At 60.2% G+C, this 22725-nt stretch carries 19 protein-coding genes and 1 rRNA gene; 8 read left to right on the top strand and 12 right to left on the bottom strand.

The features are described 5' to 3' along the window. The 4 genes from OJHNALOF_RS16150 to OJHNALOF_RS16135 all read right to left on the bottom strand — a co-directional run. Positions 1 to 347, bottom strand: a 16S ribosomal RNA gene (locus tag OJHNALOF_RS16150); the annotation flags it as partial. A 386-nt stretch (positions 348 to 733) separates the two neighbouring features. Next, entirely contained in the window at positions 734 to 1258 is a 525-nt protein-coding gene (gene hemG / locus OJHNALOF_RS16145; RefSeq protein WP_165662686.1) for a menaquinone-dependent protoporphyrinogen IX dehydrogenase, read from the bottom strand. An 11-nt stretch (positions 1259 to 1269) separates the two neighbouring features. Then, the gene (locus OJHNALOF_RS16140; RefSeq protein ID WP_094201918.1) at positions 1270 to 2727 is read right to left on the bottom strand and encodes a TrkH family potassium uptake protein; all 1458 of its coding nucleotides are present in this window, start codon (positions 2725 to 2727) and stop codon (positions 1270 to 1272) included. A 21-nt stretch (positions 2728 to 2748) separates the two neighbouring features. Further along, the gene (locus OJHNALOF_RS16135) at positions 2749 to 3369 is read right to left on the bottom strand and encodes a YigZ family protein (RefSeq protein WP_094201919.1); all 621 of its coding nucleotides are present in this window, start codon (positions 3367 to 3369) and stop codon (positions 2749 to 2751) included. A gap of 230 nt (positions 3370 to 3599) precedes the next feature. Here OJHNALOF_RS16135 and fadB point away from each other — a divergent pair, with 230 nt between their 5' ends. From fadB to OJHNALOF_RS16115, 4 genes are all read left to right on the top strand, one after another. Beyond that, complete coding sequence (gene fadB / locus OJHNALOF_RS16130; protein ID WP_165662685.1) at positions 3600 to 5738, top strand: fatty acid oxidation complex subunit alpha FadB; 2139 nt, start codon at positions 3600 to 3602, stop codon at positions 5736 to 5738. A 20-nt stretch (positions 5739 to 5758) separates the two neighbouring features. Beyond that, complete coding sequence (gene fadA, locus OJHNALOF_RS16125) at positions 5759 to 6922, top strand: acetyl-CoA C-acyltransferase FadA (RefSeq protein ID WP_165662684.1); 1164 nt, start codon at positions 5759 to 5761, stop codon at positions 6920 to 6922. Positions 6923 to 7005: 83 nt separating this feature from the next. Continuing rightward, positions 7006 to 7251, top strand: a complete 246-nt coding sequence (gene tusA, locus OJHNALOF_RS16120) for a sulfurtransferase TusA (protein ID WP_094201922.1) — start codon at positions 7006 to 7008, stop codon at positions 7249 to 7251. A gap of 107 nt (positions 7252 to 7358) precedes the next feature. After that, positions 7359 to 8282 (top strand): AEC family transporter, encoded by a 924-nt coding sequence (locus OJHNALOF_RS16115; RefSeq protein ID WP_165662683.1) that lies wholly within the window; start codon positions 7359 to 7361, stop codon positions 8280 to 8282. 50 nt (positions 8283 to 8332) lie between these two features. Here OJHNALOF_RS16115 and OJHNALOF_RS16110 read toward each other — a convergent pair whose 3' ends face one another. Then, positions 8333 to 8983, bottom strand: coding sequence for an OmpA family lipoprotein (locus OJHNALOF_RS16110; protein WP_165662682.1), 651 nt, complete (start codon positions 8981 to 8983; stop codon positions 8333 to 8335). 84 nt (positions 8984 to 9067) lie between these two features. Next, positions 9068 to 9637: a DNA-3-methyladenine glycosylase I gene (locus OJHNALOF_RS16105; RefSeq protein ID WP_165662681.1), complete on the bottom strand. Its 570-nt coding sequence runs from the start codon at positions 9635 to 9637 to the stop codon at positions 9068 to 9070. 100 nt (positions 9638 to 9737) lie between these two features. On the opposite strand from OJHNALOF_RS16105, the gene glyQ reads away from it, so the two are divergent. The 4 genes from glyQ (at position 9738) to OJHNALOF_RS16085 (ending at position 14668) form a co-directional block, all read left to right on the top strand. Continuing rightward, positions 9738 to 10649, top strand: coding sequence for a glycine--tRNA ligase subunit alpha (gene glyQ / locus OJHNALOF_RS16100; RefSeq protein ID WP_094201926.1), 912 nt, complete (start codon positions 9738 to 9740; stop codon positions 10647 to 10649). A gap of 4 nt (positions 10650 to 10653) precedes the next feature. Continuing rightward, positions 10654 to 12723, top strand: a complete 2070-nt coding sequence (gene glyS, locus OJHNALOF_RS16095; protein WP_094201927.1) for a glycine--tRNA ligase subunit beta — start codon at positions 10654 to 10656, stop codon at positions 12721 to 12723. 195 nt (positions 12724 to 12918) lie between these two features. Then, the gene (locus OJHNALOF_RS16090; RefSeq protein ID WP_165662680.1) at positions 12919 to 13260 is read left to right on the top strand and encodes an antibiotic biosynthesis monooxygenase; all 342 of its coding nucleotides are present in this window, start codon (positions 12919 to 12921) and stop codon (positions 13258 to 13260) included. Between the two features lie 148 nt (positions 13261 to 13408). Then, a complete protein-coding gene (locus OJHNALOF_RS16085) occupies positions 13409 to 14668 on the top strand; it encodes a valine--pyruvate transaminase (protein WP_165662679.1) in 1260 nt (419 codons plus the stop codon). A gap of 309 nt (positions 14669 to 14977) precedes the next feature. On the opposite strand, the gene OJHNALOF_RS16080 is transcribed toward OJHNALOF_RS16085, so the two are convergent. The 6 genes from OJHNALOF_RS16080 to dnaN all read right to left on the bottom strand — a co-directional run bounded on the left by OJHNALOF_RS16080 (position 14978) and on the right by dnaN (position 22722). Further along, positions 14978 to 15421 (bottom strand): Hsp20 family protein, encoded by a 444-nt coding sequence (locus OJHNALOF_RS16080; protein WP_094201930.1) that lies wholly within the window; start codon positions 15419 to 15421, stop codon positions 14978 to 14980. Between the two features lie 65 nt (positions 15422 to 15486). Further along, complete coding sequence (locus tag OJHNALOF_RS16075) at positions 15487 to 15909, bottom strand: Hsp20 family protein (RefSeq protein ID WP_094201931.1); 423 nt, start codon at positions 15907 to 15909, stop codon at positions 15487 to 15489. Positions 15910 to 16057: 148 nt separating this feature from the next. Next, positions 16058 to 17743: a dihydroxy-acid dehydratase gene (ilvD, locus tag OJHNALOF_RS16070; RefSeq protein ID WP_094201932.1), complete on the bottom strand. Its 1686-nt coding sequence runs from the start codon at positions 17741 to 17743 to the stop codon at positions 16058 to 16060. Between the two features lie 360 nt (positions 17744 to 18103). Next, positions 18104 to 20521, bottom strand: coding sequence for a DNA topoisomerase (ATP-hydrolyzing) subunit B (gyrB, locus tag OJHNALOF_RS16065; RefSeq protein ID WP_165662678.1), 2418 nt, complete (start codon positions 20519 to 20521; stop codon positions 18104 to 18106). Beyond that, on the bottom strand, positions 20514 to 21620 hold the full coding sequence (recF, locus tag OJHNALOF_RS16060; protein WP_165662677.1) for a DNA replication/repair protein RecF: 1107 nt from the start codon (positions 21618 to 21620) through the stop codon (positions 20514 to 20516). The genes gyrB and recF overlap by 8 nt, the downstream gene beginning before the upstream one ends. Position 21621: 1 nt before the next feature. After that, complete coding sequence (dnaN, locus tag OJHNALOF_RS16055; protein ID WP_165662676.1) at positions 21622 to 22722, bottom strand: DNA polymerase III subunit beta; 1101 nt, start codon at positions 22720 to 22722, stop codon at positions 21622 to 21624. Between the last annotated feature and the right edge of the window lie 3 nt (positions 22723 to 22725).

Genomic DNA, 22725 nt, shown 5'->3' with positions numbered 1-22725 from the left:
GTAGGAGTCTGGGCCGTGTCTCAGTCCCAGTGTGACTGGTCATCCTCTCAGACCAGCTAGAGATCGTCGCCTTGGTGAGCCGTTACCTCACCAACTAGCTAATCTCACTTGGGTTCATCCAATCGCGCAAGGCCCGAAGGTCCCCTGCTTTCCCCCGTAGGGCGTATGCGGTATTAGCCGTCGTTTCCAACGGTTATCCCCCTCGACCGGGCAGATCCCCAAGTATTACTCACCCGTCCGCCGCTCGTCAGCAAAAGTAGCAAGCTACTCTCCTGTTACCGCTCGACTTGCATGTGTTAGGCCTGCCGCCAGCGTTCAATCTGAGCCATGATCAAACTCTTCAATTAAAGATTTGATGCTCAATGAATATCTGAATTGCTGCTATTTCTAGTGCACTTCACACAACATTGAAAAACAATATTTTTTTGTTTCCCAACATCCTGCGAGTGCCCACACAGTTTGCTTGATAAATTGTTAAAGAGCGTTGACCCTTCAGCGGGTCAGGGCTGCGTATTCTACGCAATCCTTGGTGTTCGTCAAGCGTTGATTTGAACTTTGTTTTGTTCGCTTTCAACGTTTGTGACCGTTGGCGTGTTCCGCCGTGTCAGTGAGGGCGCATTATAGGGAGCCGCCGATTTTGCGCAAGGGCTTTTTTGACATTTTTATTAAAAAAAGCGATTTCGTATGAAAAACATACCAAAACCGCTTTTTGCTGTATTTATGTTGCGCTAAATCAGCCCCGCCCTGCGATTTTCTTCGCAAACTCCCTGACCTTGTCCCAGTCGGTGAACTCCAGATCCTGACTGGTATCCGTGCTGCCGCCGGTGATTTTCATGATCAGCTGAATGATACGGGTCTGCCACCAGTTGTACTCACTGTATTTCAGTGCCCCGGCAAACACGCCTATGGTACGCGGCCGCCAGGGAGAACGGGCCAGAAACTTCTTGATGTAGGCGTTATTGCCCGGCACCGCCTTTTCCGGCTTGCGGGCGGTCAGGCAAACACAGAAGAAAGCGGAGTCGGCGACCGCCAGCTGCTCACTGTGGGTGTGGATAAAGGTGTACAGGCTGTCGTGAAAACGGCCGTAGCGAATGGAAGCCCCCAGCAGCACCTTGTCGTACTTGCTCAGGTTTTTCTTGGGGTTGGTGTGCAAATCCACCAGTTCCACGTCATAACCACTGAATTCCGGCCGCATCGCCTCAATGATCTTGTGGGTCTGACCATTGCGGGATGAATAAAGCACCAACAGTTTTTCCATAGACTCCTCAATCAGCTGCGCCAGAAGGCCGGCGTAAACAGCACCAACAGGGTAAATATTTCCAGACGTCCGAACAGCATGGCCAGCACCATTATCCACTTGGCACCGTCGGTGGTCGTGCCGAAATTAGCGGCCACCTCGCCCAGGCCCGGGCCCAGATTATTCAGGGTAGCCACCACGGCGGTAAAGGCGGTGAGTTCATCCATACCGGTAGCCAACAGCGCCAGCATGCACAGTACAAACACCAGTGCATAGGCGGCAAAGAAGCCCCAGACCGCCTCAACCACTCTATCAGCTAGCGCCTTGTTGCCAAGCTTTATTCTGTAGACGGCCCGCGGGTGGATCAGCCGCTTGAGTTCGCGCATGCCCTGAAGGTTGAGCAGCATGATACGCACCACCTTGATGCCGCCGCCGGTACTGCCGGCGCAACCACCAATACAGGAGGCAAACATCAGCAATATCGGCAAAAACAACGGCCACTCTGCAAAGCCGGTGGTGCTGAACCCGGCGGTGGTGGCAATGGACACCGACTGGAACAAGGCCTGATCCAGGGCTTGCCAGGGATCACTGTAAACCTGATGCGCCAGCAGCACCGACATACAGATCAGGGTGAGCGCCAGCTGCACACCGATAAACACCTTAAGCTCGGGATCCAGCCGGTAAACCGACAGTCGCGTGCCCCGGCTGGAAAAGGCGGCAAAATGCAGGCTGAAGTTAACCCCGGCGATGATAAGAAACACCACAATAACCAGGTTGATCATCGGGCTGTTAAAGTACCCCACACTGGCGTCGTAGGTAGAGAAGCCGCCGATGGCTACGGTGGAAAAGGCATGACAGATGGCGTCGAACAGATTCATGCCCGCCAGCCACAGCAGCAAGGCGCAGGCAATGGTCAGCACCAGGTAGATATACCATAGCGCCTTGGCAGTTTCGGCAATGCGCGGCGCCACCTTGTTGTCCTTGACCGGACCGGGAATCTCGGCCCGAAACAGCTGCATGCCCCCGATACCCAGTATCGGCAGTATCGCCACCGCCAGCACGATAATGCCCATGCCGCCCAGCCACTGCAGCATCTGGCGATAAAACAGGATGGCCTTGGGCAGATGGTCGAGGCCGCTGATAACGGTGGCGCCGGTGGTGGTCAGGCCGGAAAAGGATTCAAAAAAGGCCTCAGCGACCGTCATGTCCGGCTCGGCGCTGAGCAAAAAGGGAATAGCCCCCACGCTGCCCAGCACCGTCCAGAACAACACCACGATCAGAAAGCCTTCCTTGGCTCGCAGATCCTGATGGTGCGCCCTGTTGGGGAACCACAATGCCAGCCCCAGGATCAGACAAATGACAAAAGCACTGAAAAAGTCGAGCCCGGCGCCATCCCGATAGATATAGGCGACCAGCGCCGGTGCCAGCATGGTGACACTGAACAGGGCGACCAGAATGCCCACGATGCGAATAATGGTGCGAATATGCATGCTTGTTCCAAAGCTCGAGTGTTAATCGGTGATCGGGCGCGCAATCACCCTTCCCTGGGTTCTGTCTTTTATCTGCCGCACCAGGGTGTCGCGCAGTCGCATGTCTACCCGCAGTACCCCGCTGACGACGGCGCCATAGTCCACCTTTTCCCAGCCAGCGCCGTTTTGTGCCAGCAGGCTCTCCAGCTGCGCCATATCACTGTAGTCGGCAGACAATGCCAGCCGCCCCTCAATCACCTTTTCCATGGTGGTGAGCTCGGCCAGGGCGCCGTTCACCGAACTGCCATAGGCGCGCACCAGGCCACCGGTGCCCAGCTTGATGCCACCAAAGTAGCGCACCACCACGGCGGTGATTTCACCGATGCCCGCCCCCTGTAGCACGGCCAGCATGGGCCGACCGGCGGTACCCGACGGCTCTCCGTCATCACCGAAGCCCAACGCCTGGGAATCGTTCGGCGCACCGGCAATAAAGGCCGAGCAATGGTGGCGGGCATCGGGATATTCCGCCCGTAACCGTTCGATAAAGGCCTTGGCCGCCTCGGCATTGGGCGTGTGCGCCAGACAGGCGATAAAACGGCTTTTTTTGATTTCCTGCTCCCACACCACGGGGGCAGCCGGAATCACGTAAGGTGTAAAGGCCATAAACCATCCCTGAACAGGTCTCACCGCCCTCGATCGAAGGGCATTTCTTACAAGGCCGGCCATGATAACACAGCCATCAAAGGCCACCGCCTCTTCACTGTTCCACCTTTGCCACGGATTCAAACACATGTTTTAAAGCACGTTGAAAAGTACCTTGTTACTGTCCATAGTGATTGCATCACGCCCGGTTGTATCAGGCGGCGCGTCAGGGACTTCAAGGAGCGATTGACATGATCTACCAAGGCGAAACCCTTTCGATCACGCGGCAAAGCAATGGCATTGCCGAGCTGAGCCTGAATGCACCCGGCAGCGTCAACAAGCTGGACAGCCGCACCCTGCTGTCGCTGGAAGCGGCCCTGGACGCACTGGCGCAACGGCAAGACATCTGCGGCCTGATGATAACCAGCGCCAAAGACACCTTTATTGTGGGCGCCGACATCACCGAATTTCTCGACAAGTTTGCGCTGCCCGAGGCCGAGCTGGCCGGCTGGCTTAGTCGCGCCAACGCCCTGTTCAACCGCCTGGAGGACTTGCCCTTTCCCACCCTGAGCCTGGTGCGTGGCTACGCCCTGGGCGGCGGCTGTGAATGTATACTGGCCACCGACTTTCGTCTGGGTGACGCCAGCGCCCGCATCGGCCTGCCGGAAACCAAGCTGGGCATCATGCCCGGCTTTGGCGGCACGGTTCGCCTGCCCCGGCTGCTGGGTGCCGATAACGCCATGGAATGGATCACCACGGGCCGGGATCAGGATGCGAATGCCTGCCTGAAGCTGGGCCTTCTGGATGCGGTAGTCAGCACTGACAAACTAAGGGAGGCCGGCATTCGGCTGTTGCAACAGGCCAATGAGCACAACTGGCAGGACCGCCGCCGGCAAAAAACCGGCCCCCTTACCCTGAGCCCTGTGGAAGCCGCCATGAGCTTTACCACCGCCAAAGGCATGGTGGCGGCCAGGGCCGGGCACCATTATCCCGCCCCCATGATGGCGGTTAACACCATTGAAGCCGCCGCCGGCATGGGCCGCGATGACGCTCTGCAAGTGGAGCAGGATAACTTTATCAAGCTCACCCGCACACCGGCGGCGCATGCGCTGGTGGGCATTTTCCTCAATGACCAGGTGGTCAAGGGCAAGGCCAAACAGGCCGCCAGAAACGCCGCCCCGGTAACGCGTCTGGCGGTGCTGGGGGCCGGCATCATGGGCGGTGGCATCGCCTGCCAGGCGGCGGTCAGGGGTATTCCAGCGGTGATGAAGGACATCAATAATGACGCCCTGGCCCTGGGCATGAGTGAAGCCGGCAAGCGACTCACTCGGCAGCTGGAGCGCGGCAAAATCGACGGCGCCCGCCTGGCCGGGGTGCTCTCACATATTCGCCCCACCCTGAGTAATGACGAGCTGGACGGGGTGGGCCTGGTGGTGGAAGCCGTGGTGGAAAACCCCGATGTAAAGGCCAAGGTGCTGGCGGAAGTGGAGCAAAAGGTCGGTGCGGATACCGTGATTGCCTCCAATACCTCCACCATTCCCATCTCCATCCTGGCAAACAACCTGCGGCGCCCAGACAAATTTTGCGGCATGCACTTTTTCAACCCGGTGCACCGAATGCCCCTGGTGGAAATCATTCGTGGCGAGCACAGCAGCGACGACACCATCAACCGGGTGGTGGCCTGTGCCGCGGCCATGGGCAAGACCCCCATAGTGGTCAACGACTGTCCCGGCTTTTTTGTCAACCGAGTGCTGTTCCCCTACTTTTTTGGCTTTAACCGGCTGCTCGCCGACGGCGCCGACTTTGCTGATATAGACAGGGTGATGGAACGCCAGTTTGGCTGGCCCATGGGCCCGGCCCGGCTGCTCGACGTGGTGGGTATGGACACCGCCCACCATGCCGCCGCGGTGATGGCACAAGGCTTTCCCGACCGAATGCAGCAAAACGGCAGCACCGCCATCGACCTGATGTTTGAACAACAATTGCTGGGCCAGAAAAACGGCCATGGCTTTTACCACTGGCAACAGGACCAAAAGGGCCGGCTGCAGAAAACCGGCGACGATGCTGCCCGAACGCTGCTTGCCCGGCACCATGGCGAGCCGCGCACCTTTGAGCAGGACGACATCGTGGCGCGCATGATGGTGCCCATGGTCAACGAGGTGGTGCGTTGCCTGGAGGAAAACATTATCGCCTCGCCCGCCGAGGCGGACATGGCGCTGGTCTATGGTCTGGGCTTTCCGCCCTTTCGCGGCGGCGTGTTTCGCTGGCTCGACACCCTGGGGCTGAACGCCTACCTGACCATGGCGGATCGCCATACCGGGCTGGGCCCGCTCTATCAGGTCAGCGACCGGCTGCGCCACATGGCGCAAAACGGTGAAACCTTTTACTGACTGGCGGCAGGAGACTGAGCATGAACGACGTAGTCATCGTGGATTGCATTCGCACCCCCATGGGCCGCTCCAAGGGCGGCGCCTTTCGCCATGTGCGCGCCGAGGATCTGTCGGCGCACCTGATGCAGGGGCTGCTGGCCCGCAACCCGGCGCTGGCCGCCAAGGATATCGACGACATTGTCTGGGGCTGCGTGCAGCAAACCCTGGAGCAGGGCTTTAATATTGGCCGCAATGCCGCCCTGCTGGCCGGCCTGCCCAAATCGGTCAGCGCGGTCACCGTGAACCGGCTGTGCGGCAGCTCCATGCAGGCGCTGCACGATGCCGCCCGCGCCATTATGGTGGGCGACGGCGACATCGTTATGATCGGCGGCGTGGAGCACATGGGCCATGTGCCCATGGATCACGGCGTGGACTTTCACCCCGGGTTGGCCCTGAACGTGGCCAAAGCCGCCGGCATGATGGGCCTGACCGCCGAAATGCTGGCCAGAATGCACCACATCAGTCGGGAACAACAGGACGCCTTTGCCCTGCGCTCTCACCAGCGCGCTCATGAAGCCACGGTACAGGGCCGCTTCAATCACGAAATTCTGGCAACACGGGGTCATGATACAGACGGCGCCCTGTTTAACCTTGAGACCGACGAGGTGATTCGGCCCGACACCAGCCTGGAGTCACTGGCCGGCCTGCGTCCTGTGTTTGATCCTGCCAACGGCACCGTCACCGCCGGCAGTTCCTCGGCGCTGTCGGATGGTGCCGCCGCCATGCTGGTGATGTCGTCGGCCCGGGCCGCCGCCCTCAAGCTGAAACCCAGGGCACGAGTGCGCGCCATGACGGTGGCCGGCTGCGAGCCGTCCATCATGGGTATGGGACCGGTGCCGGCGGTACACAAGGCGCTAAAGCGCGCCAGCCTCACTCTTGATGACATTGAGCTGTTCGAATTGAACGAAGCCTTTGCCGCCCAGTCGCTGGCGGTGCTGAAGGAGCTGCAACTGCTCGACACCCTGGACGACAGGGTCAACCTTAACGGCGGCGCCATCGCCCTGGGACATCCGCTGGGCTGCTCGGGGGCACGCATTTGCACCACCCTGATTAACCTGATGGAGCAGCGGGACGCAACCCTGGGGCTGGCCACCATGTGCATCGGCATGGGCCAGGGCATCGCGACCGTGTTTGAAAGACTGTGAGGGGTGAGACGCGAGGAGTAAGGGGTTGACCATTTTTTCGGCAGCATTAAGATAGGCGGGTTTTTATAACCTGATTGACCGATATGACCGCTTCTCTTTTCGATGCTCACCACCACCTCGACGCCACCGGCCTGCGCTGCCCGGAGCCGGTGATGATGGTGCGCAAACAGGTGCGCACCATGGCCGCCGGTGAAACCCTGCTGATCACCGCCGACGATCCCTCCACCACCCGCGACATTCCCAGTTTCTGCCGCTTTATGGACCATCAGTTGTTGTCCAGCCAGGTAGAAGAGCTGCCTTATCACTTTCTGATTCAAAAAGGCGACTGAGCGCGTTTCTTCGCCCGCGCCAACCGCTTTGACCAAAGGCCTGTGGGCGCGCCGACACAAGGCTGCTAAGCTGGCATTCCCTCTCCCGATATCCAGAAGGAATGTCCATGCTCGCCGTCAGCCATGCCCTTGGCCCCCTGTTTCTGTTGATCCTGACCGGGGTACTGCTCAGGCGCCTGCGCTTTCCCGGGGAACACTTCTGGGCAGAGGCGGAGCGCTTTATCTATTTCCTGCTGTTTCCCGCCATGCTGATCAGCACCCTGGCCACCGCCGACTTCAGCCAGGTGGCCTTTGCCGGCATGGTCGGCCTGCTGGCCGGCATGCTTTCCCTGTTTGCCCTTGGCCTGTGGCTGAACCGCCATCGTCTGGGAGCGGACATGCCCGCCTTTACCTCGGTATTTCAGGGAGCATTGCGTTTCAATACCTATGTGGGTGTGGCCGGGGCGGCCGCGCTTTACGGCGAGACCGGCCTGACCGCCGCCGCCGTGGCCATCGCCATCATGGTGCCGCTGGTCAACGTATTATGCGTGCTGATCTTTGTGGCCAGCGGCAGCTACGGCCAGGCAGGAATCTGGGGAGCATTCAGGGCACTGGCCAGAAACCCCCTGCTGTTGGCCTGCCTGGCCGGCATCGCCCTCAATATCACCGGCATCGGACTGCCGGGATGGAGTCAGGACACCCTGGCGCTGGCCGGGCAGGCGGCCTTGCCCCTGGGGCTGATTGCGGTGGGAGTCGCCCTGCAGCTTTCCGCCCTGAAAGGCACCGGCTTTGCTTTCTGGCAGGCCTGCGCCATCAAGTTCGGCCTGTTTCCGATGTTGGCAGCAGCCATCGGCTGGGCGATAAATCTGGCCCCGGTGGAGCTGGGAGTGGTGGTGTTGTTCAGCGCCCTGCCCACCGCCACCTCATCCTACATTCTGGCGCGCCAGATGGGCGGTAATGCGCCCCTGATGGCCGCCATCATTACCGGGCAGACCCTGCTGGCCATGGCGATATTGCCGCTATGGATGGCTCTGCTGACGCTGATGTCATAAAAAATGCCCGCATATGCGGGCATTTTTCATCAACTTGCCGAGTGTGTCGCTTAACCCATGGGGCTCAGGGTGATTTCTACCCGGCGATTCTGGGCGCGGCCCTGTTCGGTGGCGTTGCTGGCGATGGGCTGGTTGAAACCCACACCGCGAATATTGAAGCGGTTGGCAGCGGCACCCTGGCTGATCAGGAACTGACCCACGGTGGCGGCACGACGCTCGGACAGGGTCTGGTTGTGGCTGGCAGAGCCGGTGTTGTCGGTGTGGCCCACCACGTTTACCCAGGTCTTGTCGTACTCTTTCAGCACCATGGCCACGCCACTCAGGGTATTGTAGAAGCTGGGGGACAGATCGGCGCTGTCGACCGCAAAGGTCACATTGCTGGGCATATTGAGAATGATCTGATCACCGTTGCGAGTCACGCTGACGCCAGTGCCCTGCATGCGATCCCGCAGCTTGGCTTCCTGCACGTCCATGTAGTAACCCACACCGCCGCCCAGGGCAGCACCACTGGCGGCACCGATCAGAATGCCTTTTTCACGATCGCTGGAGCTGGCGGACGCGCCGCCGATCACCGCGCCGGCCAGGGCACCAATGCCGCTGCCGATGGCGGCCTTGGAAGTCTGACGTTCGCCGGTGTAAGGATTGGTGGTACAGGCGGAAAGAGCCAGTGCCGCCGCCACGGCCAGACAAATCTTCTTCATGGTATATCCCGTTCAAAAAGCACAAGTAAGCGACAATATAGCCCCGCTGCCCGCCATAAACCAAGTCCGGAATGAAGCTTGCGGTCAACGACTGACGTTGGCGGGATGGCAATGGCAAGTCAGCAGGTGATCGTTCACCATGCCGGTGGCCTGCATAAAGGCGTAGCAGGTGGTGCTGCCCACAAAGGCAAAGCCCCGTTTCTTGAGCGCCCGCGCCATGGCATCGGACTCCGGCGTGGTCGCCGGCACGGCGGCAGACTCGGCCCAGAGATTGATGACCGGCTGGCCGCCCACGAACGCCCACAGCCAGCGGCTGAAGTCGATGCCTTCCTCCTCCATCGCCAGGTAGGCGCGGGCATTGGTGATAATGGACTCGATTTTGCGCCGGTTGCGCACGATGCCGGCATTCTGCATCAACCGCTCCACATCCTGCTCGGTAAAACCGGCCAGCCGTGCCGGCTCAAAGCCGGCAAAGGCCTCACGGTAGGCCGGTATCTTGCAAAGAATTACAAACCAGCTCAGGCCCGCCTGCTGGCCGTCGAGACACAGCTTCTCAAACAGGGCGCGGCCGTCGCGCTCGGGCACGCCCCATTCATGGTCATGATAATCAATGTATCGCGGGTCCTGATTGACCCAGGCACAGCGTTGCACCATGGCTCCTCCCCAATTCAGCCTATATTCGCACCGGACCAGCGGGTATACTCGGTAGCCTAGTTTCACTCAGCGAATGCACCTATATCAAGGCGCTAACATCATGCAAAAATTCGATATCAATACCTTTCAGGGACTGATCCTGACATTGCAGGATTACTGGGCCCGCCAGGGCTGCACCATAGTGCAGCCACTGGACATGGAAGTGGGTGCCGGCACTTCCCACCCCATGACCTGCCTGCGGGCCATCGGCCCCGAACCCATGGCTGCCGCCTACGTACAGCCTTCCCGTCGTCCTACCGACGGCCGTTACGGCGAAAACCCCAACCGTCTGCAGCACTATTACCAGTTTCAGGTCATCATCAAGCCGTCACCGGACAACCTGCAGGAGCTGTATCTGGGCTCGCTCGAGGCATTGGGTCTGGACCCTCAGGTGCATGATATTCGCTTCGTGGAAGACAACTGGGAAAACCCCACCCTTGGGGCCTGGGGCCTGGGCTGGGAAGTGTGGCTCAACGGCATGGAAGTGACCCAGTTCACCTACTTCCAGCAGGTAGGCGGCCTGGAGTGCAAGCCGGTGACCGGCGAAATCACCTACGGCCTGGAACGACTGGCCATGTACATTCAGGGCGTGGACTCGGTTTACGATCTGGTGTGGTGCGATGGCCCCCTGGGCAAGACCACCTACGGCGACATCTTTCACCAGAACGAGGTGGAGCAGTCCACCTACAACTTTGAACACGCCGACGTCGACTTCCTGTTCGGCTTTTTCGAGCAGTGTGAAAAGGAATGCCAGCGGCTGCTGGAGCTGGAAAAGCCCCTGCCCCTGCCCGCCTACGAGCGCATTCTCAAGGCCGGCCACGCCTTTAACCTGCTGGATGCGCGCAAGGCCATTTCGGTGACCGAGCGTCAGCGCTACATACTGCGCATTCGCACCCTGACCAAGGCCGTTGCCGAAGCCTACTACGCGTCCCGCGAGGCCCTCGGTTTCCCCATGTGCAAAAAAGAAGGATAAGGGCATGGCTGAACAGAATTTCCTGGTAGAAATCGGTACCGAAGAGCTGCCGCCCAAGGCCCTGCGCAGCCTGGGTCAGGCCTTTGCCGACAACCTGCAAAACGAACTCAACAGTGCCGATTTGGCCTTTGCCGACATTCGCTGGTTCGCCGCCCCCCGCCGGCTGGCGGTGCAGGTTAGCGGGCTGGCCACGGCCCAGCCCGACAAGCAGATTGAAAAACGCGGCCCTGCGGTGCAGGCGGCCTTTGATGCCGACGGCAACCCCACCAAGGCCGCCATGGGCTGGGCCCGGGGCAACGGTATCAGTGTGGAGCAGGCCGGTCGCCTGAAGACCGACAAGGGTGAATGGCTGGTGCACCTGGCCGACATTCAGGGCCAGCCCGCCGCCGAGCTGCTGCCCGCCATGGTGGAGCAGGCCCTGAACAAGCTGCCTATCCCCAAGGCCATGCGCTGGGGCGACAAGGCCACCCAGTTTATTCGTCCGGTGCACACCCTCACCCTGCTGCTGGGTGAAGAACTGTTGCCTGCCACCATTCTGGGCGTGGACTCTGCCCGCACCATTCGCGGCCATCGCTTTATGGGCGAGCGGGAATTCCAGCTCGATCACGCCGACCACTATGCCGAACAGCTTGAAAGCCGCGGCAAGGTACTGGCCGACTTTGAGCGCCGCAAGGCCATTATCGAAGCCGGCGTCAAGGATGCCGCCGCCGCCGTGGGTGGCGTGGCCGATCTGGAAAACGATCTGCTGGAAGAAGTGACGTCACTGGTGGAGTGGCCGGTGGTGCTGACCGCCTCTTTTGAAGAAGCATTCCTCAAGGTACCGGCCGAGGCCCTGGTGTACACCATGAAGGGTGATCAGAAGTACTTCCCGGTATACGACGCCGAAGGCAGGCTGCTGCCGAAGTTCATCTTCGTCACCAATATCGAGTCCAAGGACCCGAGCCAGATCGTGCAGGGCAACGAGAAGGTGGTGCGTCCGCGCCTGGCCGACGCCGAGTTCTTCTTTAACACCGACCGCAAGACCACCCTGGCATCCCGCCTGGAGCAGCTCGACAGCGTGCTGTTCCAGAAGCAGCTGGGCACGGTCAAGGAAAAGTCCGAGCGCATCAGCGCCCTGGCCAGCTATGTGGCCGCCGCCATCGGTGCCGACCAGGCCCAGGCCGAGCGCGCCGGCCTGCTGTCGAAGTGTGATCTGGTCACCAACATGGTGTTTGAGTTCACCGACACTCAGGGTGTGATGGGCATGCACTACGCCCGCCACGACGGCGAGCCGGAAGCCGTCGCCCTGGCCCTGAAGGAGCAGTATCAGCCCCGCTTTGCCGGTGACGATCTGCCCGGCCAGGACGTGTCCGCCGCCGTGGCCCTGGCCGACAAGCTGGATACCCTGGTGGGTATTTTTGGCATTGGCCAGGCGCCCAAGGGTGACAAAGACCCCTTCGCCCTGCGCCGCGCCGCCCTGGGTGCCCTGCGCATCATCGTGGAGAAAGGCTACCGGCTCGACCTGCTGATGCTGATCGACCAGGCTCGCGCCCTCTACGGCCACAAGATCTCCAACGAGAACGTGGCCAATGACGTGCTGGAGTTCATGCTGGGCCGGTTCCGCTCCTGGTATCAGGATCTGGGCTACGGCGTAGACGTGATTCAGGCCGTGCTGGCCCGTCGCCCCACCCGTCCCGCCGACTTCGACGCACGGGTGAAGGCGGTAAGCGCCTTCCGCGAACTGGAGGCCGCCGCCGCCCTGGCCGCCGCCAACAAGCGCGTAGGCAACATCCTGGCCAAGTTCGAGGGTGACCTTGCCACCGAGGTGAATGCCTCGCTGCTGCAGGACGACGCCGAGAAGGTACTGGCCGGCCAGGTAGCCGAGCTGGCCGAGCGCCTGGCGCCACTGTTTGCCGACGGTGACTACAGCAAGGCCCTGGCCGAGTTGGCATCCCTGCGCGAGGGCGTGGACGCCTTCTTTGACCAGGTGATGGTGATGGCCGACGACGAGGCCATTCGCCTCAACCGCCTGGCCCTGCTGAATCAACTGCGCAACCTGTTCCTGCGTGTGGCCGATATCTCCCTGCTGCAATAAGCCGGTGAGATAGCCACTCAAGGCCCCGCATTCGCGGGGCTTTTTTGTATCCGGAGGCCGTCAGCCATGGACTCACCCGACCAAGCCTTCATGCCCCTAGCCTGACCCCACTCGGTTTCTTGTTCTGGTCTTACCAATATCGACCGAATTTGTGTTAATACTTAATGTGACTTCACTCGCACAAGGACGATGCCGATGATCAAGGTCATTATTGAACGCCGGGTGGCGGAAGGACTGGAGAGCGTTTACCAGGACACCATTCGCAACCTGATGCTGCAAATCACCGAACGCCCCGGATTCCTCAAGGGGGATGCCTACCGGGATGTGCACCATCCCAACCATTTCTATGTCATCTCCAACTGGCAAAGCATCGAAAGCTGGGAGCACTGGCAGAACTCCTCACAGCGTCAACGACTGCTCACCGAACTGGCCCCGCTGCTGGAGCAGGATGAGAAGTGCACCGTACTGGCGCTCAAGGTCAGTTATGAAGCCAAACCGTCCAAGTTTGCCCGTCCCACCCAAACCTACACCTACTAGGTACAATCCAGCCAAGGCGCGTTCCTTGTTTCACGTGAAACAAGGAACGTACCGGCAGCGTGAAACACCACCGCCGGCCGGTCGACACCAATCACAATATCGGATACCGTGAAGCTTTCGCATTCGTATCGCAATTGGTAGCTCGAACATGGAATTTTCAGCCTTCGGACAGAAGTTTACCCGTCACTCCGGCATTACCCAGCTGATGGACGATCTCAACCAGGGCCTGACCGCCCCCAACACCATTATGCTGGGCGGCGGCAACCCGGCTGCCATTCCCGAGGTGATGGCCTACCTGGACAGCCAGGCACAGTCGCTGCTGAAAACCGGAGACCTGCTGAAAGCCATTGCCAACTACGACGGTCCGCAAGGAAAGGACAGCTTTATTCGTGCCCTGGCCGATCTGCTCTCCAACGAGCTGGGCTGGCAGGTGGGCCCGGAAAACATCGCCCTCACCAACGGCAGCCAGACCGCCTTCTTCTACCTGTTCAACCTACTGGCCGGTGAATTTGCGAATGGCCGAAAAAAGAAGGTGCTGTTCCCGCTGGCACCGGAGTACATCGGCTATGGCGACAGCGCCCTGGACGAGGATCACTTCGTGGCCTGCAAGCCGGAAATTCGTCGGTTTGACGATGGCCTGTTCAAGTATTTCGTGGACTTCGACCGCCTGGAAGTGGGTGACGACATTGGACTGATCTGCGTCTCTCGTCCCACCAATCCCACCGGCAACGTGCTCACCGACGAAGAGATCAGCCACCTGGATCGCATTGCACGAGCCAAGGGCATTCCCCTGCTGATCGACAATGCCTACGGCACCCCCTTTCCCAATATCATCTTCAGTGATGCCACGCCGTTCTGGAACGACAACACCATACTGTGCATGAGCCTGTCCAAACTGGGCCTGCCCGGCGTGCGCTGTGGCATCGTGATCGCCAACCCCACCATAGTGCAGGCCATTACCAATATCAGCGGCATCGTCAATCTGGCGCCGGGCAGCATGGGCCCGGCCCTGACCCTGCCGATGATTCAGAACGGCGACATCATTCGCCTGAGCAACGACGTTATCAAGCCCTTCTACCAGAACAAGGCGCAGCAGGCGGTGGAATGGCTGCAACAGGCCATTCCCCTGCCCCAGTTTCATATTCACAAGCCCGAAGGCGCGTTGTTTCTGTGGCTGTGGTTTGAGGATCTGCCGGTGCACTGCCAGGAGCTGTATCAGCGCCTCAAGCAAAAAGGACTGCTGGTGGTACCGGGGCACTACTTCTTCCCCGGCATCGATGACGACGATTGGGCTCACAGCAAGCAATGCATTCGCCTGAACTACGCCCAGCCGGAAGCGGACGTGAAAGCCGGCATCGAGATCCTGGCGCAGGAAGTGCTGGCGATTTACGGTGAGAGCCAAAACTGAAATGGGCTTATGGCGTAGGTTGGCGATGAGCGCAGCGAATTCACAACATTCAAGCTGTCGGCAAAGTGTTGGGATTCGTAAACTCATCCCAACCTACGTACTGGCTTCATGCAGACAACACCAATGTTGCTCGAAGCTGCAGCAGGGATTGCCGGAACCGACCGTCACATGCCAGGGACGGCATGTGCCGAGCGCCCCAGGGATGGGCTCGCAGCGTGTCTGTGGAGGTAACCCTGCTGTGGCTTCGCTACCCCGCCCTCACAAACAACAACGCCGGCTTTCGCCGGCGTTGTGTTATCGAGCTATCGGTTATTTGTCCTTGTGCTCCAGGACCCGGCCCTCGCCGATTTCAATGCGGCGCGGTTTGAGTGCTTCCGGTACCTCCCGCAGCAGGCTGATGCGCAGCAGGCCGTGCTCCAGTTTGGCGTCTTTTACCTGTACGTGATCCGCCAGCCGGAACTTGAGTTCAAAGTCCCGTTCACTGATGCCCTGATACAGGTAGCGGCTTTCCCTGGCGGGCTGTTCGCGCTTGCCCTTAACCAGCAGGGTGTTCTGCTCCACCGACAGTTCCAGCTCTGACTCGGCGAAACCGGCCACCGCCACCGTGATCAGGTAACGGTCGTCGTCCTGCTTTTCGATATTGTAGGGCGGCTGCTCGCTGCTCTTGCCGTGCAGCAGGTGTTCCAGATCGCCCACCAGGCGGTCAAAACCAATGGCGGAACGGTACAGGGGGCTCAAATCAAAACGACTCATAATCCTATCCTCCAATCGCAAGCAATAGGTCAATGGGTGTGTACAAATTGTTTGTGCAACCGCGCTCAGCCGATGCTGATGGTTCTCGGCTTGGCCGCTTCCGGCACTTCCCGCACCAGATCGATGTGCAGCAGGCCGTTTTCCAGATCGGCGCCGGTCACCTTGATGTGATCGGCCAGCTGAAAACGTCGCTCAAAGCCACGCTCGGCAATGCCCTGATACAGGTAATTGCGGCCCTGCTGCTCCTGGGCCTTGTGGCCCTTCACCATCAGGGTGTTCTCATGGCTGGTGATCTCCAGCTCGTTGCGGGCAAAACCGGCCACCGCCATGGAGATGCGGTACTGATTCTCGCTGAGCAACTCGATATTGTAGGGGGGATAACCGCTGTTGCCGTTGCTGCCATTGCTGGCGGCGTTTTCCATCAGGGACGCCAGGCGATCAAAACCGATGGCGGAGCGGTACAGGGGTGAGAAATCAAAGCGTGACATAAATCTATCCTCCAGTGAGCGATAATGACTTGCCCTCCATACGGACGGGCGGTGCGGGCCCTCAACCGAGCGACCCGCCTTGTTCACTAAAAGATATAGGGACGGTCTTTTACGCTTTCAAGCGGCAACATGAATATTTTTTGTTCACTCAGTGTCCCTCTTCCCGTCCGTCGGTTACCGCCCCGTAAGAGGCAGAGCCCACGGTGCGGGCATATTTGGCCAGCACGCCCCGACGATATCTGGGCTCGGGTGGCTGCCAGCGGGCCAGCCGTTCGGCGATGACGCTGTCGGTCAGCTCCAGTTCCAGCCGGTTGTGCTCGGCGTCTATGGTAATGATGTCGCCGTCTTCGACGATCGCCAGCGGACCGCCCTGGCGGGCTTCCGGGGTCACATGGCCCACCACAAAACCATGGCTGCCGCCGGAGAAACGGCCGTCGGTGATCAACGCCACCCCCTTGCCCAGGCCTCGGCCCATGATGGCCGACGTGGGACTCAGCATTTCCCGCATGCCCGGTCCTCCCCGAGGCCCCTCGTAGCGGATCACCACCACATCGCCCTTTTGCACCGTGCCATCGAGAATGCGTGCCAGGGTTTCCTCTTCCGAGTCAAACACGCGAGCCGGGCCGGTAAAGCTCAAGCCTTCCTTGCCGGTGATCTTGGCTACGGCACCACCCGGCGCCAGGTTGCCGTGCAGGATACGCAGATGGCTGTCGGGTTTGATGGGGTTGTCGAGGGGGCGAATGATGTTCTGGCCGTCAGGGTAAGGCGACACCCCGGCCAGGTTCTCGCCAAGGGTCTTGCCGGTGACGGTGAGGCAGTCGCCGTGCAGCAGGCCGGCGTCGAGCAGGGTTTTCATCAGCGGTAGTATGCCACCGATATCCACCAGCTCCGACATCATGTAATGACCACTGGGGCGCAGATCCGCCAGCACCGGCACGCGCTTGCCGATACGGGAGAAGTCGTCCAGGCTCAGCTCCACCCCAATCGCATGGGCCATGGCCAACAGGTGCAGCACCGCATTGGTGGAACCACCAAGGGCAATCACCAGGGTGATGGCGTTTTCAAAGGCGGGTTTGGTCATGATGTCGGACGGGCGAATATTGTGCCTGAGCAGATTCAGCACCGCCTCGCCGGCACGCTGGCAGTCCTTCAGCTTGGTGTCGGAGGTGGCGTTCTGGGCCGAGCTGCCCGGCAGACTCATGCCCATCACCTCAATGGCCGAGGCCATGGTATTGGCGGTATACATGCCGCCACAGGAGCCCGGTCCGGGAATGGCGGTGTCTTCAATCTGTTTAACTTCAAGGGTGGTCATGTCGCCCTTGGCGTGGGCACCCACCGCCTCAAACACCGAAATAATGTCGGTGTGGTTGTCGCCGGGCAGTATGGTACCGCCATAAACAAATACCGCCGGCCGGTTGAGCCGGGCCAGGCCAATCAGGCAACCGGGCATGTTCTTGTCACAGCCGCCAATGGCCACCAGACCGTCAAAGCCTTCGCAGCCGGCCACCGCCTCGATGGAGTCGGCAATGATCTCCCGGGACACCAGGGAATACTTCATGCCCTCGGTACCATTGGCAATGCCGTCGGAAATGGTGATGGTGTTGAAAATAATGCTCTTGCCGCCGGCGCCGTCGGCCCCCCGTGCCGCCTCTTCCGCCAGCTGGTTGATATGCATATTGCAGGGAGTGAGGTTACTCCAGGTAGACGCTATGCCCACCTGGGGTTTGTGGAAGTCGTCGTCTTCAAACCCGGTGGCCCGCAACATGGCACGTGCCGGCGCCCTGGCCGTGCCGTCCACCACCCGGCTGGAATACTTGCGACTGTGGTTGCTCATTGTGCTCCCCTTTATCGTTAAGTATGTGGCTTATTCCAGTCTAGTAGGCTTAGGTTTATGAGGTAGTCAAGGGCACAGACAACTCAGTAGTCAAACGAAGCAGTAACGGGGATTGTCGTAGTCGACCGTCAAATGTCAGGGATGACATTTGCCGAACGTCCCATGGGGCGGGCTTGCTCGCCGTGACGAAGTAAAAAGCCTGAACGAACATTAAGTATGTTCGCAGCAGGCTTTTTAGTGAGTGGCCTTCAACGAAGCGTGTCGGCGGAGTGCAACCTCGTTACTGCTTCGCACTGTAGGCTTCGAGATATGAAAAAGGCAGCCCGCGGGCTGCCTTTGGTGTCGGTGCACAAGCCGGAATCAGATATCCAGGTTGGCGACCTTGAGGGCGTTGGTCTCGATAAAGTCGCGGCGCGGCTCCACGTGATCGCCCATCAGGGTGGAGAACAGCTGGTCGGCGGCCACGGCGTCTTCAATGGTCACTCGCAGCATGCGGCGGGTTTCCGGATCCATGGTGGTTTCCCACAGCTGCTCCGGGTTCATTTCGCCCAGCCCCTTGTAGCGCTGCACATAGAGGCCGCGCTTGCTTTCGTTCATCAGCCACTCCAGGGCCTCGGCAAAGCTGTCCACGGTCTTGGTCTTCTCACCGCGCTTGACGTAGCCACCCTCCTCTATCAGGTTGGCGATGCCCTTGCCCAGCTCCACAATGCTGCGGTATTCGCCGGAAGCAAAGAAGTCGTAGCTGATCGGGAATTCCCGCTCGATGCCGTGCTGACGCACTTTCACTCGCGGCAGGTAGCAGTTGCGCTCTTCCGAGAACACCGCGTCCAGGGAGTATTGGGTGCCGTTGGTGTTGCTGTTTTCCAGGGACTGGTTGATGGCATCAATCCAGCCGTTGACCAGGCCCTGATCGGTCAGCGCCTGCAGGGTCAGCTCGGGCTGGTAGATCAGCTCGTTCAGCACCACTTCCGGCGCCCGGCGGGACAACCGCACAATCAGCTCCTGCACCTTGCGGTAGTCATTGACCAGCTTTTCCAGCTGCTCGCCGCCGATGGCCGGGGCCGATTCATTAACATGCAGGGTGGCGCCGTCCAGGGCCAGGCTGGTCTGATACTGCAGCATGGCCGGCTCGTCTTTCAGGTATTGCTCCTGCTTGCCTTTTTTCACCTTGTACAGGGGCGGCTGGGCGATGTAGACGTAACCGCGCTCGATGATCTCCGGCATCTGCCGGTAGAAGAAGGTCAGCAGCAGGGTTCGAATGTGGGCACCGTCCACGTCCGCATCGGTCATGATGATGATGTGGTGGTAACGCATCTTGTCGGGATCGTACTCGTCCCGGCCAATGCCGCAGCCCAGGGCGGTGATCAGGGTGGCCACTTCCTGGGACGACAGCATCTTGTCGAAGCGGGCCTTTTCCACGTTAAGGATCTTGCCCTTGAGCGGCAGTATGGCCTGGTACTTGCGGTTACGACCCTGCTTGGCGGAGCCGCCCGCCGAGTCACCCTCCACGATGTAGAGTTCGGACAGCGCCGGATCCTTTTCCTGGCAGTCGGCCAGCTTGCCGGGCAGGCCGGCCAGATCCAGGGCGCCCTTGCGCCGGGTCATTTCCCGCGCCTTGCGCGCCGCTTCCCGGGCACGGGCCGCGTCGATGATCTTGTTGACCACGATCTTGGCGTCGTTGGGGTTTTCCAGCAGGAATTCCTGCAAGCGCTCGGCCATGGCCTGCTCTACCGCGGTTTTCACCTCGGACGACACCAGCTTGTCCTTGGTCTGGGACGAGAACTTGGGATCGGGCACCTTGACCGAAATGACCGCGGTCAGGCCTTCCCGGGCGTCGTCACCGGAGGCGGAGGTCTTGGCCTTTTTGCTGAAGCCTTCCTTGTCCATGTAGCCGTTCAGGGTACGGGTCAGCGCCGCGCGGAAACCGGCCAGGTGAGTACCGCCGTCCCGCTGGGGAATGTTGTTGGTAAAGCAGAAGATATTCTCCTGATAGGAGTCGTTCCACTGCATCGACACCTCCACCGCAATGCCGTCTTCCCGTTCGCTGGTGAAGTGAAAGGCCTTGGGGTGAATGGGGGTCTTGTTGCGGTTCAGGTATTCCACAAAGGCCTGAATACCGCCTTCGTACTGAAAGTGAACTTCCTTGCCGTCCCGCTCGTCCAGCAGCTTGATGGAGACGCCGGAGTTGAGGAACGACAGCTCGCGCAGGCGCTTGGCCAGAATGTCGTAGTGGAAATTGGTGTCACTGAAGGTGGCGCCGCTGGGCCAGAACCGAATCTGGGTACCGGACTTGGTGGTTTCACCCACGGCGGTCAGCGGGGCCTGAGGCTCGCCGTGCTGGTAGGTCTGTTCATGGACCTTGCCGTGACGCCAGATGGTCAGCTGCAGCTTTTCCGACAGGGCGTTCACCACCGACACCCCCACCCCGTGCAGACCGCCGGAGACCTTGTAGGAGTTGTCGTCGAACTTGCCGCCGGCATGCAGCACGGTCAGGATTACCTCAGCGGCGGAGCGGCCTTCCTCTTCGTGAATGTCCACCGGAATGCCCCGGCCGTCATCGGACACCGACACCGAGCCGTCGGCATGAATGGTCACGACGATGTCCTTGCAGTGGCCGGCCAGGGCCTCGTCGATCGAGTTGTCCACCACCTCAAACACCATGTGGTGCAGGCCAGTGCCATCATCCGTGTCGCCGATATACATGCCCGGACGCTTGCGGACCGCATCCAGACCTTTCAATACCTTGATACTCGAAGAGTCGTAAGTGTGTTCACTCATTGGCTTGCTTGCACTCCTGGGTTTCGGTGATTTCACCCTGTTTCACGTGAAACAGCTTACTGTTGTCCCGTGTGATCATGTCACCGAGCTGGCTGATGTCGATGGCGGAGATAAACACCTGGGCCTGCAGCTCGTTCAGCCGCCCGGCCAGCAATCCCCGCTTGTGTTGGTCCAGCTCGGACGCAAAGTCGTCGATCAAAAAAATACAGTCCTGTCCGGACTGCTGCTTTAAATACAGCCCCTGGGCCAGGCGCATGGCACACACCAGCAGCTTGAGCTGGCCACGCGACAGCAAATCCTGCACCGGCATACCCCGGGCCTTTATTCTTATCTCGGCCTTGTGCGGTCCCGCCTGGGTATAGCCCAGGTTGGCGTCCCGCTCAAAGCCCTGCTCCAGCACTTTCGCCAGTTCGGTCTGCCGGTCCCAGCCGCGAAAGAAGTCAAAGCTGAACTCGAACTCCGGCAGAAAATCGGCGGCAATGGCCGCGATCACCGGGGCAATGGCGTCGGCATAGTCCTGCCGAAACGTACTCAATGCCTCGCCCGCCGCCACCAGCTGCGGATCCCAATAACCCAGCTCGCGGTAAGGTCGCTGTTGCCGCAGCAGGGCGTTGCGCTGCTTAAGCAAACGCCGAAAGCGACCCCAGGCGGCAAAAAACTCCGGCCGGGAATAAAACAGCCCCCAGTCCAGGTAGGCCCGCCGCAACTTGGGCCCGCCGGTCAACAGATTATACCCTTCCGGGTGGATCAACTGAATGGGCAGAATGTGGGCGAGATCGGCCAGGCGCTCGGCCCTGCGGCCCGCCACCTTGAGCCGGGTGGCGCCACCCCGGGTTTTGGACAGGCCCACCGGCAGGCCTTCTTCGTCCTCACGCTGTACTCGGGCAAACAGGGTAAAGGCCTGTTCGCCCTGCTGAATAACCCGGCCGGTAAGATGGGTTCGAAAGGAGCGGCCCACGCCGAGGTAGTGAATGGCTTCCAGAATGCTGGTCTTGCCACTGCCATTGGGGCCGGCCAGCACATTGATGCCCGAGGCCGGCACCAGCCGGCCATGGCGAATATTGCGAAAGTCTTTGAGCTGAAGGTTGAGCAGGGCCATGTTACAGCCGCATGGGCATCACCACGTAGAGGGCATCGCCGTTGTCTTCGGCTTCGATCAGACCACTGCTGCTGGCATCCTTCAGGCTCATCTTGACCTGCTCCGACTTGAGGGTACCGAGCACGTCGAGCACATAGGAAACGTTAAAGCCAATCTCCAGATCACTGCCCTGATAGTTAACGTCCAGCACCTCTTCCGCCTCTTCCTGCTCCGGGTTGTTGGCGGTGATTTTCAGGGTCTGCTGCTGCAGGTTGAGGCGCACGCCACGGAATTTCTCGTTGGACAGGATCGCCGCCCGGGTAAAGGCCTGCTTGAGCCCTTCCCGATCGCAGATCAGGGTCTTGTCACTCTCACGGGGCAGCACGCGGCGGTAATCGGGAAACCGGCCGTCCACCAGCTTGGAGGTAAAAATAAAGCCCTGAGTCACGGCACGCAGGTTGCTCTTGCCCACCTGCAGACGCACCTCCTGATCTTCGTGCTCCAGCAATTTTGCCAGTTCCAGCACGCCCTTGCGCGGCACTATCACCTGCTGGGCCGGCAGTTCCTGCTCCAGCTCACGCTGGCAGGTGGCCAGGCGGTGACCGTCGGTAGCCACGGTGCGCAAACTGTTACCGTCGGTTTCAAACAGCATGCCGTTGAGGTAATAGCGTACATCCTGAATGGCCATGGAGAACTGGGTGGCTTCAATCAGCTTCTTCAACGCCAGCTGGTTGATGTCGAACTCCAGTTCCGAGCTCCATTCCTCGATATTGGGAAAATCTTCCGCCGGCAGGGTGGACAGGTTAAAACGGCTGCGACCGGAGCGCAGCAGCAGGCGATCGCCTTCCTGGCTGAAGGTCAGCCCGGCGCCGTCGGGCAGGCCCCGGCAGATATCCAACAGCTTGCGCGCCGGCACCGTGGTGCGGCCGGCGGTCACCGCGCCTTCCAGCGGCACTCTGGCCACCATTTCCACCTCGGTATCGGTGCCGGTCATCGACAGGGCGTCGTCGCCGACGCTCAGCAGAATATTATTGAGGATCGGCAGGTTGGGTCGGCCTCCCAGGGCACTGGATACCAGTTGCAGGGGGCGCAACAGGGCTTCGCGGCTGATGGTAAACTGCATGGT

Origin of the sequence: Oceanimonas sp. MB9, assembly GCF_011319775.1 — a bacterium.
GTDB lineage: Bacteria > Pseudomonadota > Gammaproteobacteria > Enterobacterales > Aeromonadaceae > Oceanimonas > Oceanimonas doudoroffii.
Note: the sequence above shows the minus strand (reverse complement) of the source record. Positions and strands in the feature narration are given on the sequence as shown.